Source organism: Pseudomonas sp. PMCC200344, from assembly GCF_030053095.1.
In the GTDB taxonomy this organism is placed as follows: Bacteria; Pseudomonadota; Gammaproteobacteria; order Pseudomonadales; family Pseudomonadaceae; genus Aquipseudomonas; species Aquipseudomonas svalbardensis.
Map to the genome: position 1 here is coordinate 5,914,046 of NZ_CP125618.1, position 17,721 is coordinate 5,931,766.

At 60.0% G+C, this 17,721-nt stretch carries 15 protein-coding genes and 2 pseudogenes; 6 read left to right on the forward strand and 11 right to left on the reverse strand.

Translation table 11 applies throughout. The annotated features are described in order from the left end of the window. Positions 1 to 19: 19 nt before the first annotated feature. From glyA to QFW87_RS27185, 3 genes and pseudogenes are all read right to left on the reverse strand, one after another. A complete protein-coding gene (gene glyA / locus QFW87_RS27175) occupies positions 20 to 1,273 on the reverse strand; it encodes a serine hydroxymethyltransferase (protein WP_283189290.1) in 1,254 nt (417 codons plus the stop codon). A 190-nt stretch (positions 1,274 to 1,463) separates the two neighbouring features. After that, positions 1,464 to 1,553, reverse strand: a pseudogene (locus QFW87_RS27180) (metal ABC transporter ATP-binding protein); the annotation flags it as partial. Between the two features lie 5 nt (positions 1,554 to 1,558). Further along, positions 1,559 to 2,275 (reverse strand): TraX family protein, encoded by a 717-nt coding sequence (locus tag QFW87_RS27185; protein WP_283181959.1) that lies wholly within the window; start codon positions 2,273 to 2,275, stop codon positions 1,559 to 1,561. A 131-nt stretch (positions 2,276 to 2,406) separates the two neighbouring features. On the opposite strand from QFW87_RS27185, the gene QFW87_RS27190 reads away from it, so the two are divergent. Both QFW87_RS27190 and QFW87_RS27195 read left to right on the forward strand, forming a co-directional pair. Then, on the forward strand, positions 2,407 to 3,447 hold the full coding sequence (locus QFW87_RS27190; RefSeq protein ID WP_283189291.1) for a low specificity L-threonine aldolase: 1,041 nt from the start codon (positions 2,407 to 2,409) through the stop codon (positions 3,445 to 3,447). A 122-nt stretch (positions 3,448 to 3,569) separates the two neighbouring features. Beyond that, complete coding sequence (locus QFW87_RS27195; protein ID WP_283181960.1) at positions 3,570 to 4,394, forward strand: NAD(P)-dependent oxidoreductase; 825 nt, start codon at positions 3,570 to 3,572, stop codon at positions 4,392 to 4,394. A gap of 220 nt (positions 4,395 to 4,614) precedes the next feature. Here the strand turns inward: QFW87_RS27195 and gbcB are convergent, their stop codons facing one another. Beyond that, positions 4,615 to 5,715 (reverse strand): glycine-betaine demethylase subunit GbcB, encoded by a 1,101-nt coding sequence (gbcB, locus tag QFW87_RS27200; RefSeq protein WP_131060653.1) that lies wholly within the window; start codon positions 5,713 to 5,715, stop codon positions 4,615 to 4,617. Positions 5,716 to 6,011: 296 nt separating this feature from the next. Here gbcB and gbcA point away from each other — a divergent pair, with 296 nt between their 5' ends. Then, entirely contained in the window at positions 6,012 to 7,307 is a 1,296-nt protein-coding gene (gene gbcA, locus QFW87_RS27205) for a glycine-betaine demethylase subunit GbcA (RefSeq protein WP_283189292.1), read from the forward strand. Between the two features lie 706 nt (positions 7,308 to 8,013). On the opposite strand, the gene QFW87_RS27210 is transcribed toward gbcA, so the two are convergent. The 7 genes from QFW87_RS27210 to QFW87_RS27240 form a co-directional block, all read right to left on the reverse strand. After that, positions 8,014 to 8,580: a GNAT family N-acetyltransferase gene (locus QFW87_RS27210; RefSeq protein WP_283181962.1), complete on the reverse strand. Its 567-nt coding sequence runs from the start codon at positions 8,578 to 8,580 to the stop codon at positions 8,014 to 8,016. 20 nt (positions 8,581 to 8,600) lie between these two features. After that, entirely contained in the window at positions 8,601 to 9,371 is a 771-nt protein-coding gene (locus tag QFW87_RS27215) for an electron transfer flavoprotein subunit beta (RefSeq protein ID WP_283181963.1), read from the reverse strand. A 15-nt stretch (positions 9,372 to 9,386) separates the two neighbouring features. Next, positions 9,387 to 10,607 (reverse strand): electron transfer flavoprotein subunit alpha/FixB family protein, encoded by a 1,221-nt coding sequence (locus QFW87_RS27220; protein ID WP_283189293.1) that lies wholly within the window; start codon positions 10,605 to 10,607, stop codon positions 9,387 to 9,389. Further along, a complete protein-coding gene (dgcB, locus tag QFW87_RS27225) occupies positions 10,607 to 12,556 on the reverse strand; it encodes a dimethylglycine demethylation protein DgcB (protein ID WP_283181964.1) in 1,950 nt (649 codons plus the stop codon). The genes QFW87_RS27220 and dgcB overlap by 1 nt, the downstream gene beginning before the upstream one ends. 170 nt (positions 12,557 to 12,726) lie before the next feature. Next, a complete protein-coding gene (dgcA, locus tag QFW87_RS27230; protein WP_140674822.1) occupies positions 12,727 to 14,787 on the reverse strand; it encodes a dimethylglycine demethylation protein DgcA in 2,061 nt (686 codons plus the stop codon). A gap of 15 nt (positions 14,788 to 14,802) precedes the next feature. After that, complete coding sequence (locus tag QFW87_RS27235) at positions 14,803 to 15,333, reverse strand: DUF5943 domain-containing protein (protein ID WP_003194877.1); 531 nt, start codon at positions 15,331 to 15,333, stop codon at positions 14,803 to 14,805. 163 nt (positions 15,334 to 15,496) lie between these two features. Beyond that, on the reverse strand, positions 15,497 to 16,474 hold the full coding sequence (locus QFW87_RS27240; protein ID WP_008033250.1) for a dipeptidase: 978 nt from the start codon (positions 16,472 to 16,474) through the stop codon (positions 15,497 to 15,499). A 236-nt stretch (positions 16,475 to 16,710) separates the two neighbouring features. Between QFW87_RS27240 and QFW87_RS27245 the strand changes: the two genes are divergently transcribed. The 3 genes and pseudogenes from QFW87_RS27245 (at position 16,711) to QFW87_RS27255 (ending at position 17,669) form a co-directional block, all read left to right on the forward strand. Then, positions 16,711 to 17,112 carry a DUF1311 domain-containing protein gene (locus tag QFW87_RS27245; RefSeq protein WP_283189294.1) on the forward strand — a complete coding sequence of 134 codons (402 nt, stop codon included), beginning with the start codon at positions 16,711 to 16,713 and terminating at the stop codon, positions 17,110 to 17,112. A gap of 15 nt (positions 17,113 to 17,127) precedes the next feature. After that, positions 17,128 to 17,220, forward strand: a pseudogene (locus tag QFW87_RS27250) (transcriptional regulator); the annotation flags it as partial. Positions 17,221 to 17,252: 32 nt separating this feature from the next. Next, a complete protein-coding gene (locus tag QFW87_RS27255; RefSeq protein ID WP_283181967.1) occupies positions 17,253 to 17,669 on the forward strand; it encodes a DUF3010 family protein in 417 nt (138 codons plus the stop codon). The last annotated feature ends 52 nt before the right edge of the window (positions 17,670 to 17,721 follow it).

Here is a 17,721-nt window from a genome sequence, read left to right on the forward strand (position 1 = left end):
ATTTACTCCAAAACCGCGCTCAGCGATAAACCGGGAAGTCCGCGCACAGGGCCGAAACTTGCTGCGCGACATTGGCCTCGACATCGGCGTCGCCGAGGTTGTCGAGGATGTCGCAGATCCAGCCGGCAAGCGTAACGCACTGGGTAACCTTGAAGCCGCGAGTGGTCACCGCCGGGGTGCCGATGCGCAGGCCGGAGGTCACGAACGGCGACTGTGGATCGTTCGGGACAGCGTTCTTGTTCACGGTGATGTGGGCGCGACCGAGTGCTGCATCCGCCTCTTTGCCGGTGAGGCCCTGACGGATCAGGCTGACCAGGAACAGGTGGTTATCGGTGCCGCCGGACACTACATCGTAGCCGCGTTTGATAAATACGCCGGCCATGGCCTGGGCGTTGTCGATCACTTGTTGCTGGTAAGCCTTGAAACCTGACTCCAGCGCTTCCTTGAAGCACACCGCTTTACCAGCGATGACGTGCATCAGCGGGCCGCCCTGGGCACCGGGGAAGACTGCGGCGTTGAGCTTCTTCTCGATTTCTTCGTTGGACTTGGCCAGGATCAGGCCGCCACGCGGACCGCGCAGGGTCTTGTGGGTGGTGGTGGTCACAACGTCGGCGTAAGGCAGCGGGTTCGGGTACAGGCCGGCAGCGACCAGACCTGCGACGTGGGCCATGTCGACGAACAGCAGGGCACCAACTTTGTCGGCAATCTGACGGAAGCGCGGGAAGTCGAGGGTCTTGGAATAGGCCGAGAAGCCAGCGACGATCATCTTCGGCTTGCATTCGACGGCCAGCCGCTCGACTTCGTCGTAGTCGATCAGACCGGTTTTGGTGTCGATGCCGTACTGCACGGCGTTGTACAGCTTGCCCGAGGACGACACTTTGGCGCCGTGGGTCAGGTGACCGCCGTGGGCCAGGCTCATGCCCAGAATGGTGTCGCCAGGCTGGATCAGGGCCAGATACACGGCGCTGTTGGCCGAAGAGCCGGAGTGCGGCTGCACGTTGGCGTAGTCGGCACCGAACAGCTGCTTGGCGCGTTCGATGGCCAGCGCTTCAACCTTGTCGACGTGCTCGCAGCCGCCGTAGTAGCGCTTGCCCGGATAGCCTTCGGCGTATTTGTTGGTCAGGCCACTGCCTTGCGCTTCCATGACGCGTTTGCTGGTGTAGTTCTCTGACGCGATCAGCTCGATGTGATCTTCCTGGCGTTGCTCCTCGGCATTCATCGCCGCCAGCAGTGCATCGTCGTAACCCTGGATCTGGTCTTGCTTGCTGAACATCGCGTCTCTCCCAGCGGCGGCGGTGCGCCATTCGTCTCGGTGAGGCACTGGTATTTCGACAGTGCCCTTTGAATGCGATGGTATGACCGGCGCAGACAGGCCAAATGCCTACGGACGCCACGCAAAGGTGCGTTTACGACATGAACCGAAATGGCTGACGGAACACTGTCCTTGAAGTAGCCAGGATCCCCTGTGGGAGCGGGCTTGCTCGCGAATGCGGTGTGTCATCCACCACTGATGCTGACTGACCTGACGCATTCGCGAGCAAGCCCGCTCCCACGGGGGTTAGGCGATTGTCTGTCGCACTGCGAGCAACAACAGAAAATGCAGCGGATACAACGCATACGCCCAACGGCGCATCGGCGGCGGCTTGAGACGCCCGGCATGTCGCAACAAGACCAGCCCCAGCAATGGCGCGATCAGACAAGCGGCGATGCCGAGGATGGCTTCAACATTGTGAAACCGCGCGGAGGAATACAGCACTGGCCACTGATTGGCTGCCAGACAGACTAATCCCGGCAACAGGCTGAAGTACCAGGAACGCTTGATCACCAGCAACATCGCCAGTGGCAACAACACACCGAAGAAGCCGAACATCAGCCGTTCCGGGAACAGCGCCGCCAGCAGCAAGGCGCCTGCCGCCAACAGTCGCGTTTGCAGAGTTCGATCCTGCCAGCCACGGGCCACCAGCAATCCCAGCGCCAATGTGGGCAGCACGTTCAAGGTGACGGGATCAGGAATGTACATCCGGTAGGGAATTTCGCTGATGGCGCTAAACAGCAGCAACCAGCCCAGATACCGCCACTGACCATCGGTCGTCACGGCGCGTGCCCGCGCCAGGTTTGCGGCCATCGCCAGACAGAACCACGGAAAGGCCAGCCTGCCCGGAACATACAGAATATCGACGGAATAACCGATATATCGCAGGTGATCGAGCACCATGCTCAACAGCGCCAGCCACTTGAGCAGGTCCAGTGCCCCATCCCTTTGCGTCATGTGCATAATTGCCCGGCGTCTTTGTATTTTTCTGACAGCATCATCGCGTGTGCTCTCCTGACGATCTTGGGTAAAGTGCGCACCATCATTGACCACGAAGCTCTTCACCATAAGAGCCTCGACCACGGAAGCCGGCCATGACCGATAAGAGCCAACAATTCGCCAGCGACAACTATTCCGGTATCTGCCCTGAAGCCTGGGCCGCCATGGAACAGGCCAACCACGGCCACCAACGCGCCTATGGCGACGACGAGTGGACCGCACGCGCGTCCGACGATTTCCGCAAACTGTTCGAAACCGACTGCGAAGTATTCTTCGCTTTCAACGGCACCGCGGCCAACTCCCTGGCCCTGTCGTCGCTGTGCCAGAGTTACCACAGCGTGATCTGTTCGGAAACCGCCCACGTCGAAACCGACGAATGCGGCGCACCGGAATTCTTTTCCAACGGTTCCAAGCTGCTCATCGCCCGCACTGAAAACGGCAAGCTGACCCCGGAATCGATCCGCGAAATCGCGCTCAAGCGCCAGGACATCCACTACCCGAAACCGCGCGTCGTGACCCTGACTCAGGCCACCGAAGTCGGCAGCGTCTACACCCCGGAAGAAATCCGCGCCATCAGCGCCACCTGCAAAGAGCTCGGCCTGAACCTGCACATGGACGGCGCGCGCTTCTCCAACGCCTGCGCTTTCCTTGGCTGCTCGCCGGCCGACCTGACCTGGAAGGCCGGCGTCGACGTGTTGTGCTTCGGCGGCACGAAAAACGGCATGGCGGTGGGGGAAGCGATTCTGTTTTTCAACCACAAACTGGCCGAAGACTTCGATTACCGCTGCAAACAGGCCGGGCAACTGGCCTCGAAGATGCGTTTCCTGTCGGCGCCGTGGGTCGGGATTCTGGAAAACGACGCCTGGCTCAAATACGCCCGCCACGCCAACCACTGCGCCCAACTGTTGGCTGAACTGGTGAGCGATATTCCTGGCGTGGAACTGATGTTCCCGGTGCAGGCCAACGGCGTGTTCCTGCAACTCTCGGAACCAGCCATCGCTGCACTGACGACCAAGGGCTGGCGCTTCTACACCTTCATCGGCAACGGCGGCGCACGCTTCATGTGCTCGTGGGACACCGAAGAAGAACGCGTACGGGAATTGGCGACGGATATTCGCGAAGTCATGTCCCGGTAACCTCACCGACATGATCGTTCCCACCCTCTGCGGGGGAACGATCAGTGGAGGCTGGAGAGTTGGTCTACATTGACTGCGAGCTGTTTTGATCCGCCCAGATAACAACAATCAGGAGCGCACGCATGTCATTGAAAGGCAAAACCCTGTTCATCACCGGCGCCAGCCGAGGGATTGGTCGTGAGATCGCGCTGCGGGCTGCGCGGGACGGGGCCAACATTGTGATTGCTGCCAAAAGCGCCGAGCCGCACCCCAAGTTGCCGGGCACGATTTTCAGCGTGGCGAAGGAAGTCGAAGCCGCGGGCGGAAAGGCGCTGGCCTTGCAGGTGGATGTGCGTGATGAAGTCGCGGTGCGTGAGGCACTGGCCCAGGCCCATGAACATTTCGGCGCCATTGATGCACTGATCAACAACGCCGGGGCAATCAAGTTGACCGGAGTCCAGCACATCGAACTCAAGCGCTTCGACCTGATGCACCAGATCAACACCCGCGCCGTACTCCTGTGCAGCCAGGCCGCCCTGCCCTATCTGAAGAAAAGCGGCGGACATATCCTGAGCATTTCCCCGCCACTGAATCTGGCGAGCAAATGGTTTGCCCAGTACAGCCCCTACACGGTGACCAAATACGGCATGAGCATGCTGACATTGGGCATGAGCGAGGAATTCAAAAACTACGGCATCAGCGTCAATTCGTTGTGGCCGCAAACCATGATCGCCACTGCCGCCATTGAATTTCAGTTGGGGTCACGGGAGTCGTTCAAGCATGCGCGTACGCCCGCGATCATGGCGGATGCCGCCCATGTGATTCTGAGCAGCAGCGGTCGCAGCATTACTGGGCGATTGCTGATTGATGAGGAAATTCTGGGTGAACACGGGGTGACGGATTTTGAACAGTATCGGTTCGCGCCTGACACCACCGACCCGCTGATGCCGGACCTGTTTGTCGACTGAGTGGTTTAGGGTGTCAGTAAGATCCGCCCCTCACCCTAACCCTCTCCCAAAGGGCGAGGGGACTGACCGAGGCGCTCATTCGAGTTACATCGACCTGAAATATCGAGTCGAGCTCAGGTTTGAAAAGCTTGAAGATCTGCCCCCTTTCCCCCTCTCCCCACTGGGGAGAGGGCTGGGGTGAGGGGTGGATCTTGAAGTTAATTAACCTTCCAGCCTCACATCAAAACTCGATGCGCACATCACCCTTCGGCACGCTGCAGCACGAAAGAATGAACCCTTCCGCTTCGTCTTCCTCGGTGATCCCGCCGTTGTGGTCCATCTCGACCTCGCCACCCAGCTTCATCACCTTGCACGTCCCGCAGATCCCCATCCCGCAAGCCTTCGGAATCAACAGCCCCAACTTGGCAGCGGCGGCGTGAACGGTTTCACCCGGAGCAACTCGAATGCTTTTCCCGGACGCGGTGAATTCCACCTGGTGCAGGTCCGCCACGTCGATGTCCGGTGCGTCTGCGGCGATTTCGGCTTGTTCCACCGCATCGGCACGGGCTTCCGGTGGTGTAGCACCGAAGGATTCCTCGTGATAACGCGACATGTCGAAGCCAACCGCTTCCAGCATGCGCTTGACCGCAGTCATATACGGCGTCGGGCCACAGCAGAAAACTTCCCGTTCAAGGAAGTCCGGCGCCATCAGCTCCAGCATCTTGTGGTTCAGGTAACCGCGATAACCGGCCCACGGCTCACCCAGACCATGCTTCTCGCAGATCAGGTGCAGGCTGAAGTTATCGATCCGCGACGCCATGTGTTCCAGCTCGCGGTGGTAAATGATGTCTTTGGGCGAACGGGCGCTGTGGATAAACACCATGTCGACGTTGCCGTTGGTGTCATAGAACCAGCGAGCCATCGACATGACTGGCGTTATACCGACGCCACCGCTGAGGTACAGCACCTTCGGCGCGGTGAAGTCCATGGCGTTGAACAACCCGACCGGCCCGTGCACCGCCAGCTCCTGGCCTTCATGCAGGGTGTCGTGCAGCCAGTTGGAGACCTTGCCGCCCGGTACGCGCTTGATGGTCACCGAAAAGCTGTAGGGCACCGACGGCGAGCTGGAAATGGTGTAGGAGCGCATGATCGGCACGCCTTCGATTTCCAGTTCCAGGGTGACGAATTGCCCCGGCTTGAAGAAGAACAGGATTGGCTGGTCGGCCATAAAGCAGAAGGTGCGCACGTCCCAGGTTTCCTGGATGACTTTGACGCAACGGACGATGTGTCGACCATTGGCCCAGGTCTGGGTGGTTACCGGATTCAGGAAGCTGTTGGACATGCTGTTCTCCACCGCCGATGGTCGGCCTTATGTTGGCGATTCTGCGTAACGTGCGAACCACCCATTTACCTATCTGCGACATTCACATACTTATCGCGACCAGCCTGCATCTACCGGGGGTTGCGCGTCGGGAACAGAGTGGGCCATGTCGCTCGTGGATAAGGTTCTGGGCAGCGCCGGCCCCACACTCGCCCCATACCAATACACAATCTTTACACCTTGCGTAGCAACCCTGAGCAGCACACCTGATTAGCCACTTTCGCCGGCCACACAGAATGGCCTTGAGGATCAAATCGATGGACGTCACCGCAAAAATCAGCCTGGGCGATCCGCTGGAACCCGCACGCAAGGCCACCGCGCAGATGCTGCAAGAGCGCGAGCGCACTTTCTCGCTGCCGCAGCCGTTTTACTCTGACGAGCGGCTGTTTGAAATCGACATGCAGGAAATCTTCCAGAAAGAGTGGTTGATCGCCGGCATGGCCTGCGAAATCCCGACCAAGGGCAACTACCTGACCCTGCAAGTCGGCAAGAACCCGATCATCGTGATTCGCGGCGCCGAAGGCGTGATCCATGCGTTCCACAACGTCTGCCGTCACCGTGGTTCGCGGCTGTGCACCAGTGAAAAAGGCAAGGTCGCCAAACTGGTCTGCCACTACCACCAGTGGACGTACGAACTGGACGGCCGCCTGCTGTTTGCCGGCACCGAGATGGGCGCCGACTTCGACATGAAGCAGTACGGCCTCAAACCGGTAAACGTGAAGACTGCCGGCGGCTACATCTTCATCAGCCTGTCGGAGAACCCGCCGGCCATTGATGACTTCCTGTCGACGCTGAACCATTACATGGAACCGTACGACATGGAGAACACCAAGGTGGCGATCACCACCACCTTGATTGAAAAGGCCAACTGGAAACTGGTGCTGGAAAACAATCGCGAGTGCTACCACTGCAACGCGTCGCACCCGGAACTGCTGAAATCCCTGCTGGAATGGGACGACGTTACCGACCCGCGCGCCGACCAGGCTTTCAAGGACCACGTCGCCGCCTCCGCCGCTGCCTGGGAAGCCGAGAAGATCCCTTACGCCCACGCCAGCTTCGGCCTGCGTAACCGCATCGTGCGCATGCCGCTGCTCAAGGGCACCGTGTCGATGACCCTGGACGGCAAACAGGGCTGCGCCAAACTCATGGGCCGGATCAAAAACCCGGACCTGGGCTCGATGCGCATCCTGCACCTGCCGCACTCCTGGAACCACTGCATGGGCGACCACATCATCGTGTTCACCGTGTGGCCGATCAGCGCGCAGGAAACCATGGTCACCACCAAGTGGATCGTCCACAAGGACGCGGTCGAAGGCGTGGACTACGACGTGGAGCGCATGCGCCAGGTCTGGGATGCGACCAACGACCAGGACCGTCGCCTGGCCGAAGAGAACCAGCGCGGCATCAACTCCACGGCTTACCAGCCAGGCCCTTACTCCAAGACCTATGAGTTTGGCGTGGTGAACTTCGTGGACTGGTACAGCGAGCGTTTGCTGAACAATCTGGGCGCGGAACCTGCGCCTTACCTCAAAGGGGTTCCGGTTCAAGGCTGACCGATCCGCTGAGACAAAAAACCGCGAACATGCTTCGCGGTTTTTTATTGTTCAAATGTCGATCAATCGCTTTAGAGCTGCCGCTGGTATGGGGCTGTAGAGGTTCGCGAACAAGTTATCCACACCTTCGCCCACAGCAAATGGGGACAAGTGCGGATTTACGGAAAACTTTCTCCACAGAAACTGAAGAAAATCCGTGACTTATCCAGAAGCAGGGTTTTTAGCAGCGATTGGTTGCTTTTTGATCGAAAGCTTGTAAGGCACGTTATACGTGGCTTGCAGAGGATGGCGAACACCTTATCCACAGAAGCGCCAACAGACTTTGGGGGCAACTTGGGCCGATCTGTGGAAAACCGTTGGAAGCCGCGATAAATCGGGGTTTGCGCGAAGTTTCTTGACCTAAAACGACGATTTGATCGTTTTTTGATCAGCAGCCTGATAAGCCCGTTTTATATGGCCTGTAGAGGACAGCGAACATCTTATCCACAGATGCGCTAACAGAGATTGGGGGCAAGTATTGGTTCGCGCCCAAAGTTATCCTCAGGAAAAAGCCTGAAAAAACCGCAAGTTAGGCTGGTTGTTTTTTGTACGAAGGGTTTCAGGGCTTGATTTGTATGGGGTGTAGCGATGGGCGAACACGTTATCCACAGAAGCGCTAACAGGGATTGTGGATAAACACATCACCCTGTGGGATTGGGTTCGTGCCTTAAGGCCGATACATCAAATAGGCCTCACCCGTGACCCGAATCATTGGATGCGGTGTGATCTGGCAGGTATCGACGATACGAAAGCCATGCCGCTCATAAAACCGACGGGCGCCGGTATTCACCGCGTAGTCGATCAGGCTCAAGCCATTGAGCCCCAGCTGGTTGGCACGGTCGTAGGCGTAGGCGAGGAATTGCTTGCCAAGGCCCTGGTTTCGCCAGCCTTCATGCAGCGCCAGGCTGGAAATATAGAGGGTGTCGGGGATTTCCATCCTGGCGTACGGCGCCAGAACCGGATCGGTCACTGGAGGTGCCAGCGGATCGTGACGCATCACGTAGCTGTGCATCATGCCAATGACGTTTCCCTGTGCCTCGGCAATGAGGCAGTTCTGCCAGGAAAAATCCACGTCTTCACGGGCATACCGACTGGCGCCCACGTCCAGTAAATCCTGACCGGGTTGCGCCAGTTGGCTCCAGATGTAGTCCGCAGCACCTTCTGACGAAATCTGGAACAAGCGAGCAATCTCCCGCGCATCCGCGCGCAGGGCCGAACGAAATTCAACTGCCATTTACCGCCCCCACAGGATCGCTAGCGGACCACGCCTTCTTCGATCAGTAACTTGAGAATCGCCTCAGCCCCCGCCTCGGCACTCAACCCTTTAAGCACTTGTCCGCCTCCACCGCTGGCCTTGGCCGTCGCGGCTTTCATCCGGTCCGCGCCGCTCTTGGCCTTGATCACCTTCAAGCGTTTAGGCCGTGGCTTGGCCGGTTGCAGCGTGGCGACCGCCAGCAGTTCATCGTCGATCACTTCGACTTCATCCGCCTGCAACACCCCGCGTCGGGCGGGGCCGTAGGCGCTCTGCCGAGGCTTCGGCGCGGCGTTATCCACAGTCGCGAGAAACGGCAGCCGTACTTTCAGGCGACGGCGCTGACCGCGCGGCAAAGCTTGCAGCACCAGCGCCGAACTGCCGTCGATGGATTCAACTTGAGCCAGCCCCACGACCAGCGGCCAGCCCAGGCTTTCCGCCAGCAGGAACGGCAACATGCCCGAGCCTTCGCCGGTTTCCGCCTGGCTACCGGTCAGCACGACCTGAGCCCCGGCGTCACGCAAATACGCGGTCAATGCCGGCAGTGCGTCGGCGCCTTCCGGCTGCTCAAGCACGTGCAGCTGTTCCAGGCCCATGCCCAGATAAGCGCGCAACGCCGGTTCCGCAACGTCGCCGGCATGCAGCACTTGCAGGTTATCCCCAGCGAGTTGCAGGCCCAGCTCCACCGCCCGCGCATCCTGCTCCGCGCGACGTGGCCGGCCGGAGGTCGGATGGGCGCCGATGGACACCAGGCTGATGATTTTCGTGCTCATAACCCTTTCCTTTCCTTAAGCCGCATCGCGCTTGGCTTCGTTGCGGTAAGCCTCTACCGCGTCGATCAACGCTTGAAGAATCTCGGCGCTCTCGCCGATCACCGACAGGTCGGCCCGTTTGATCATGTCGCAGCCAGGGTCGATGTTGATCGCCACCACCTTGTCGCAGGCACCGATGCCTTGCAGGTGCTGGATCGCCCCGGAAATCCCTACCGCCACGTAAACCCGCGCGGTGACCCAGGTGCCGGACGCACCGACTTGGCGATCGCGCGCCATGAAGCCATCGTCCACCGCCACACGGGACGCGCCTTCGGTAGCGCCCAACGCTTCGGCCGTCCTGTGGAAAAGTCCCCAGTCCTTGACCCCGTTGCCGCCGGAGAAGATGAATTCGGCTTCGGCCATCGGAATCGCCGCCGGGTCCACTGCCACTGCGCCCAAATCTTCGATGCGCGAGAGACTGCGCGCCACCGCTGTGGATAACTCCACCGGCAAGGCTTCGTGACGGGTTTCGCTGACCGGTTCGGCGCATTCGACGGCGGCCAGAATCAAGCGAGCGACCGGGCGCGCAAGGTCTTGCAAACCAGCACCGGCGCGGCCGATGCATTCCTGATCCTTGACCTGCCAGACCCGCGTGGCCGGACGTTCGCCCAGTGCGGCGGCAAAGCGTCGACCCAATTCACCACCGCCGCTGCGGCTGTCCGGCAGCAGCCAGTGACGCGGGCTGAACTGGTTATCCACAGCCCGCAGGCCCTGGACCCGTTGTTCCGGTGCATAACCGCTGAATTCGTCGCCTTCCAGCACCAGCAAGCGATCGACGCCAGCGGTGGCAAAGGCGTTTTCTTTGTGTTCGCCGAAGACCACGGCCAATACCGCGCCGTCCTTGCCGGCCAATTGGTGCGCCAGGCCGAGCAGGTCGCGGTCGTGGCTGCTCAAGCGGCCGCCGACCATGTCCGGCACCACGCTTATGTAGAACGCCGGTGCAGGCACTTGATGCAGCGGCAATTGCACTTCAACGGCGGCCGAGCGTTTGGTCGCCCCGCCCTGTTGAGCGCCGCTGCGGTCGATTCGTTTGATGCCATTGGGACCGATAAAACCGATGCCATGGGGATTCTTGCGGATGACGCCGTTAGGCCCCATCCAGCTGTGTTGCGCCGGCTGCATGGCTGCGTGCAGCGGGTGCAAACGGTTACGGGCGATCCATTCGGCGCGTGGGTCGCGGCGGATAATGTCGCTCATCAGTGGGCCTCCGCAGGTTCACGTTGGGCCGGTGTGGTCGGCTTGCTCGGGGCAGCGTCTTCGAGCAACGCGTCCGCCACCAGTTCGGCGATGTCCTTGATCAGCGGCCGGGGTTCGACCACGCCTTCGAGCATCGCGGTGCACTGTGGACAACCCACGGCCACCAGTTCGGCGCCGGTTTCGCGGATGTCTTCCATGCGCATGTCGGGGATCCGTTGCTTGCCCGGAATGTCGGTGATCGGCGCACCGCCACCACCGCCGCAGCAGCGAGAGCGGAAACCGGAGCGTTGCATTTCCTTGATCTCGATACCCAGGGCGCGCAGCACTTCACGCGGTGCCTCGTATTCGCCGTTGTAGCGGCCGAGGTAGCACGGATCGTGATAAGTCACGCTGCTGCCTTTGTGCTGGCCGAGGTTCAGGGCGCCGGCGCCGATAATTTCCGCCATGTAGGTGCTGTGGTGCTGCACGAGGTAGTTGCCGTCGAAGGCGCCGTACTCGTTTTTCAGCACGTGGAAGCTGTGCGGGTCGCAGGTGACGATGCGGTTGAAACTGTATTTGGCCAGGGTCTGGATGTTGCGTTTGGCCAACAACTGAAAGGTGGCTTCGTCGCCCAGACGTCGGGCTACGTCACCGCTGTCACGCTCTTCGAGGCCCAGCACCGCGAAGTCGACCTTGGCCGCTTTCAGCACTTTGACGAAGGCGCGCAAGGTGCGCTGGTTGCGCATGTCGAAGGCACCGTCGCCGACCCAGAACAGCACGTCGACTGATTTCTTCTCGCTCATCAGATTGAGGTTCAAATCCGCCGCCCAGTTCATCCGCCCACCCGGGGCGAAGCCGCCAGGGTTGTCGGTGGCGATCAGGTTTTCCAGAACTTCGGCACCCTTGTTCGGGGTCGCGCCTTTTTCCAGGGTCAGATGGCGGCGCATGTCGACGATGGCGTCGACGTGCTCGATCATCATCGGGCACTCCTCGACACAGGCGCGGCAGGTGGTGCAGGACCACAGGGTTTCAGCGTCCACCAGACCGTTGACGATTGGTTGATGCGGGTTACCGGCGTGTTCGCCAATTGCCTTGCCTGGATACGCGCTGCCGGCGAATTTGGCATCGGTGCCACCGGCCAGGCCAACGACCATATCCTGAATCAGTTTTTTCGGGTTCAGCGGCTGGCCGGCGGCGAACGCCGGGCACGCGGCTTCGCACTTACCGCACTGCACGCAGGCGTCGAAGCCGAGCAGTTGGTTCCAGGTGAAATCCTTGGGTTTTTCCACACCCAGTGGCGCGTTTGGATCGTTCAGGTCCAGCGGTTTCAAACCGGTGGAACGGCCGCCACCAAAGCGTTCGGCGCGACGGTGCCAGGCCAGGTGCAAAGCACCGGCGAAGGCGTGCTTCATCGGCCCGCCCCAGGTCATGCCGAAGAACAGTTCGCTAACGCCCCACAGCACACCGACGCCGAGGATCGCCGCCACCACCCAGCCGCCGAAGTTTTCCGGGAGGATGCCGGCGACCGGCAGGGTCAACAGGAAGAAGCTCGCAGAGAACGCCAACAGGCTTTTCGGCAGACGCATCCATGGCCCTTTGGAAAGGCGAGCCGGTGGGTTGCGACGACGCAGGAACATGAAAATCGCACCGACGAACATCACCGCCGAGGCAATCAACAGGGCAACACCGAGAATGCGATTGTGCAGGCCGATACCGTGAACCAGGATCGCCAGCACAATGGACGCCACCGCACCGCCAGCCGTAGCGACGTGTGTGTTGGCGATGTATTTGTCCCGCGCGACGACATGGTGCAAATCGACCATGTAGCGTTTAGGCATGGCGAACAGGCCGCCGATCAGGTCGACTTTCGAAGCCCGGCCTCGGCGCCACATAGCCACCCGCCGCAACGCGCCGAGGACAGCGAGGCCCAGGGCAGCGAACAACAGGATTGGAAGAAGGGTGTTCAACATGGTGGAGCTCCCAAAGACCTCGGGTCTTGCAGGCTTAACAAGCTGGATGCCTTGCTCGATTCCTGTGGGAGCGAGCCTGCTCGCGAAAGCGGTGGGTCAGTCGACATCAATGGCGGCTGACAGATTGCATTCGCGAGCAGGCTCGCTCCCACAGGGTTATCCACAAGCTCTTAGAAATCCTTGCACAACCTCAGGGCGTCGTAGATCGCCGCGTGGGTGTTGCGCTGCGCCACGCAGTCGCCGATGCGGAACAGCAAATAGCCGTCGCCCGGTTGGCTCAGCGAAGGTTGCGGCTTGATAGCGAACAGGGCTTCGATGTCCATCTGGCCTTTGTTGCGCGAACCTTCCTTCAGGGCGTAGTAGATTTCTTCGTCCGGACGTACGCCGTTTTCGACGACGACCTGGTCCACCACCCGCTCCTCTTTGGCGCCGGTGTATTCGTTTTCCAGCACCGCCACCAGCTTGTCGCCTTCGCGGTAAACCTTCTCCAGCATCATGTCGCCGGTCATGATCACTTCTTTGGGGTACATGCTGCGGTAGTAAGTCGGGAACGACGTACCGCCGATGGCCACGCCCGGTTTGATGTCGTCGGTGACGATCTCGACCTGGCTGCCCTTGTCGGCGAGAAAGTCGGCCGTCGACATCCCGGTGAACTCGCAAATGGTGTCGTAGACCAGCACGTTCTTGCCTGGCGCCACCTTGCCGTCGAGGATGTCCCAGCTGCTGACCACCAGGCCTTCAGCCGCGCCCCAGTGCTCGTTCTGCTCCAGGAATGGATGGCCGCCGACGGCGAGCACCACCACGTCCGGACGCAGGTCGAGAATGGTTGCCGCATCGGCCGCCACGCCCAGGCGCAGGTCAACTTTCAAACGCGCCAGTTCCAGTTGGAACCAGCGGGTGATACCGGCGATCTGGTCCCGTTGCGGAGCTTTCGAGGCGGTCGTGATCTGGCCGCCGATAAATTCTTTCTTCTCGAACAGGGTCACGTCGTGGCCACGTTCGGCCGACACACGCGCAGCTTCCATCCCGGCAGGACCGGCACCGACCACCACAACCTTGCGCTTCACACCGGTCGACTTCTCGATGATGTGCGGCACGCCCATGTATTCACGGGAGGTCGCAGCGTTCTGGATGCACAACACGTCCAGGCCCTGGTATTGACGGTCGATACAGTAGTTGGCGCCGACGCATTGTTTGATCTGGTCGACCTGACCCATTTTGATCTTGGCGATCAGGTGCGGGTCGGCGATGTGGGCGCGGGTCATACCGACCATGTCCACGTAGCCGCCTTCCAGAATACGGGTTGCCTGGTTCGGGTCCTTGATGTTCTGCGCGTGCAGAACCGGGGCCTTCACCACTTCCTTGATACCGGCCGCCAAGTGCAGGAACGGCTCCGGTGGATAACTCATGTTCGGAATAACGTTGGCCAGGGTGTTGTGGGTGTCGCAACCCGAACCCACCACACCAATGAAGTCGATCATGCCGGTGTCGTCGTAGTACTTGGCGATCTGCTTCATGTCCTCGTGGGACAAGCCGTCCGGGTGGAACTCGTCACCGCACAGACGGATGCCGACGCAGAAATCCGGGCCGACTTCAGCCCGCACAGCCTTGATCACTTCCAGGCCGAAACGCATGCGGTTTTCGAAGCTGCCGCCCCATTCGTCGGTACGCTTGTTGACCCGCGGGCTCCAGAACTGGTCGATCATGTGCTGGTGCACAGCCGACAATTCGACGCCGTCCAGGCCACCGGCCTTGGCGCGGCCAGCCGCAGTGGCGTAGTTGCCGATTACCCGCCAGATTTCTTCCGGCTCGATGGTTTTACAGGTCGCACGGTGCACCGGCTCACGGATGCCCGACGGCGACAGCAGGGTTGGCCAATGCTCGCCGTCCCAACGCGAGCGTCGGCCCATGTGAGTAATCTGGATCATGATCTTGGCGCCATGCTTGTGCATGGCATCGGCCAGGTTCTGGAAGTGCGGAATGATCCGGTCGTCGGCTAGGTTGACCGACTTCCACCAGCCTTGCGGGCTGTCGATGGCCACGCTGGAGGAACCGCCGCAAATCGCCAGGCCGATCCCGCCCTTGGCTTTCTCTTCGTAATACTTGACGTACCGGTCGGTGGTCATGCCGCCGTCGGTGGCGTAGACCTCGGCGTGCGCGGTGCTGAGCACACGGTTACGGATGGTCAGTTTGCCGATCTGGATCGGCTGGAACATTGCTTCGAAAGCCATGGCGGGGTCCTCGACTTACAACGGCTTGACGGTGAACAAACCGTCGTCGTGGCCTTCTTCGGAGCCACCGTAGACTTGTTCGGCAACCGTGCGAATGTTGCTGCCGCGGGCTTGCAGAATCTGGTCCATGGCACCGGCAAACCAGCCAGTGAACATGTAGTCGACCTTGCGCCCGACCTTGCCGTACACGTAGACGAACGCCGAGTGTTCGAGCTTGACGCTGGCAGTGCCCTTGTCGAGGTCGATGTCCTGGATCTTGAACAGACCCCAGCCGCGCTGCGACAGGCGCTTCATGTAGTGCTCGAACACCGCAACGCCTTCCAGGCCGTGGCATTCAGCTTCTTTCTCACACCAGTGCCAGGCGGATTTGTAGCCGGCCTTGTAGAGGATTTCGGCGTAGGCGTCGGCGCCCAGCACTTCCTCGATGCCCATGTGGTTGTTGACGAAGAAATGACGCGGCACATACAGCATTGGCAGGGCGTCGGAGGTCCAGACACCGGTTTCGCTGTCGACTTCGATTGGCAATTGCGGGGCGATCTTGGCCATGGAAACTTAACTCCAGAAAAATTCGTTGTGTGTTTTGCGTAGCAGCTGCCGAGGTACGAGGCTGCGTTGCGTGTCCGTAGGACCGCCCTCGGGGGCCGCTTCGCAGCCCGACGCAGCCTCGTACCTCGGCAGCTGCTACAAGGGATCGTTGTTCAAAGTGGGCTTATTCGCCCCAAACGTCTTTCAAGACGTTGACCCAGTTCTCGCCCATGATCTTGCGCACCACGCGCTCGGAATGGCCGCGCTTGAGCAGGGTTTCGGTCAGGTTAGGGAACTCGCCGACGGTGCGGATGCCCAGCGGGTTGATGATCTTGCCGAAGCTGGTCAGGCGGCGGGCGTAGCCCTTGTCATGGGTCAGGTATTCGAAGAAGTCCTGGCCATGGCCCTGGGTGAAGTCGGTGCCGATGCCGATGGCGTCTTCGCCGACGATGTTCATGGTGTATTCGATGGCTTCGGCGTAATCGTCGATGGTCGAATCGATGCCCTTGGCCAGGAACGGCGCGAACATGGTCACGCCGACGAAGCCGCCGTGATCGGCGATGAACTTCAGTTCTTCATCGGATTTGTTGCGCGGGTGAATTTTCAGACCCGACGGCAGGCAGTGGGAGTAGCAGACCGGCTTCTTGGATTCGAGGATGACTTCTTCGGAGGTTTTCGAACCCACGTGGGACAGGTCGCACATGACGCCGACGCGGTTCATCTCGGCCACGATTTCACGACCGAAACCCGACAGGCCGCCATCACGCTCGTAGCAACCGGTGCCAACCAGGTTCTGGGTGTTGTAGCACATCTGCACGATACCGACGCCCAACTGCTTGAACACCTCGACGTAGCCGATCTGGTCCTCAAAGGCGTGAGCATTCTGGAAGCCGAACAGGATGCCGGTCTTGCCCTGCTCCTTGGCCTTGCGGATATCGGCGGTGGTGCGCACTGGAATCACCAGGTCGCTGTTTTCGCGGATCAGCTTCTGGCTGGCGGCGATGTTGTTGACAGTGGCCTGGAAGCCCTCCCACACCGACACGGTGCAGTTGGCCGCGGTCAGACCGCCCTTGCGCATGTCTTCGAACAGCTCACGGTTCCACTTGGCAATAATCAGACCGTCGATAACGATGCTGTCGGCGTGCAATTCGGCTGGGCTCATCAGGCTGTCCCCTATTAGCGATTCATGCGCCGAATCGTGTGTCGGCGCTTTGGGGCCAGCATATGCCTGAGGGAGGGGGCAGCCGGGTGCAAAAACGACAGGGGGTTTGCCGAAAGCGTCAATCCGCGACAAAGGGTCGTCGCCGGACGTCATGAGCCACCTGTTCAAGGGCCTGCGCATGGGCCAGAATTCGCGGCATTACTGGATGCTTTACTGGAATAAGGGGTGGCGGCGCAATGAAATCGATCTTCCTGGCTTTGGCACTGATAGCGACCGGCGCACACGCGGCTGAAGAGTCCGACGACAACCCCTGCGACAAAGTCGAAAACGAAGTCCAGACCCTGGAATGCTCGACCTACAGCAGAACCACCGCCGAAGACCTGCTGAAAGAGAACTACAACAGCCTGACCGATCGCATGCAATTGGCCTACGGCAAGAACCCGGCGCAACTGGCCGACTTCACCGCCAAGCTCAAGGCTGCTCAACAGCAGTGGCTGAAGACCCGGGATGCGGATTGCGCGGTTGAGGCGTTTCCGGCGACGGCCGGTAGCAAGGCGTTCACCATTGCGCAAAATGATTGTGTCGCGCGGATGAGCGATGAGCGGTCGGAGTTTTTGGAGTCGATTGGGCAGGAGTAAAAACATACATATGTCGCCCAGCAGGAGACTGTTGCCAAACCCCGCAAGGCCACTCGCGAAAAAATCGCCGTAGCTTTTGGCATCAAGCCCAATCAACTCGAGCTGTAAGCTGTACTCCACCAACAAGGAAAGGGATTTACATGAAAATCTGCGGCATCGAAATCAAAGGCAGCGAAGCCATCATCGCCGTGGCCTCTCTCGACGGTCAGGTGCTGAGCCACGTCGCCCTGGCCACCAAGAAAATCGCCCTCGACGATGACGATGAAGCCGCGAACGTCAAAGTCTTTGCCGCTCAGGTAGCGTCGTTTGTACGCGAGAACTCCATCGATAGGATTGCGATCAAGAAACGCAGCAAGAAAGGCGAGTTCGCCGGTGGGCCGACCACGTTCAAGATCGAGGGCGTTTTTCAGTTGCTGGAAAATTGCGAGGTCACGCTGCTGTCGCCACAAACCATCAATGCGCAGAACAAGAAATTCGACTTCGAACTGCCGGCCACGCTGAACAAGTATCAGCATGAAGCGTTCAAAGCGGCCTGCTCGGCGTTGATGAAAAAGTAAGGCCCACAGCAGATCAAAACTGTGGAAGCGAGCCTGCTCGCGATAGCGGTGG

Excerpts from the sequence above, each read along its gene's own strand:
- glyA (WP_283189290.1), bottom strand. The coding sequence starts at position 1,273 with ATGTTCAGCAAGCAAGACCAGATCCAGGGTTACGACGATGCACTGCTG.
- QFW87_RS27185 (WP_283181959.1), bottom strand. The coding sequence starts at position 2,275 with ATGCACATGACGCAAAGGGATGGGGCACTGGACCTGCTCAAGTGGCTG.
- QFW87_RS27190 (WP_283189291.1), top strand. The coding sequence starts at position 2,407 with ATGACCGATAAGAGCCAACAATTCGCCAGCGACAACTATTCCGGTATC.
- QFW87_RS27195 (WP_283181960.1), top strand. The coding sequence starts at position 3,570 with ATGTCATTGAAAGGCAAAACCCTGTTCATCACCGGCGCCAGCCGAGGG.
- gbcB (WP_131060653.1), bottom strand. The coding sequence starts at position 5,715 with ATGTCCAACAGCTTCCTGAATCCGGTAACCACCCAGACCTGGGCCAAT.
- gbcA (WP_283189292.1), top strand. The coding sequence starts at position 6,012 with ATGGACGTCACCGCAAAAATCAGCCTGGGCGATCCGCTGGAACCCGCA.
- QFW87_RS27210 (WP_283181962.1), bottom strand. The coding sequence starts at position 8,580 with ATGGCAGTTGAATTTCGTTCGGCCCTGCGCGCGGATGCGCGGGAGATT.
- QFW87_RS27215 (WP_283181963.1), bottom strand. The coding sequence starts at position 9,371 with ATGAGCACGAAAATCATCAGCCTGGTGTCCATCGGCGCCCATCCGACC.
- QFW87_RS27220 (WP_283189293.1), bottom strand. The coding sequence starts at position 10,607 with ATGAGCGACATTATCCGCCGCGACCCACGCGCCGAATGGATCGCCCGT.
- dgcB (WP_283181964.1), bottom strand. The coding sequence starts at position 12,556 with ATGTTGAACACCCTTCTTCCAATCCTGTTGTTCGCTGCCCTGGGCCTC.
- dgcA (WP_140674822.1), bottom strand. The coding sequence starts at position 14,787 with ATGGCTTTCGAAGCAATGTTCCAGCCGATCCAGATCGGCAAACTGACC.
- QFW87_RS27235 (WP_003194877.1), bottom strand. The coding sequence starts at position 15,333 with ATGGCCAAGATCGCCCCGCAATTGCCAATCGAAGTCGACAGCGAAACC.
- QFW87_RS27240 (WP_008033250.1), bottom strand. The coding sequence starts at position 16,474 with ATGAGCCCAGCCGAATTGCACGCCGACAGCATCGTTATCGACGGTCTG.
- QFW87_RS27245 (WP_283189294.1), top strand. The coding sequence starts at position 16,711 with ATGAAATCGATCTTCCTGGCTTTGGCACTGATAGCGACCGGCGCACAC.
- QFW87_RS27255 (WP_283181967.1), top strand. The coding sequence starts at position 17,253 with ATGAAAATCTGCGGCATCGAAATCAAAGGCAGCGAAGCCATCATCGCC.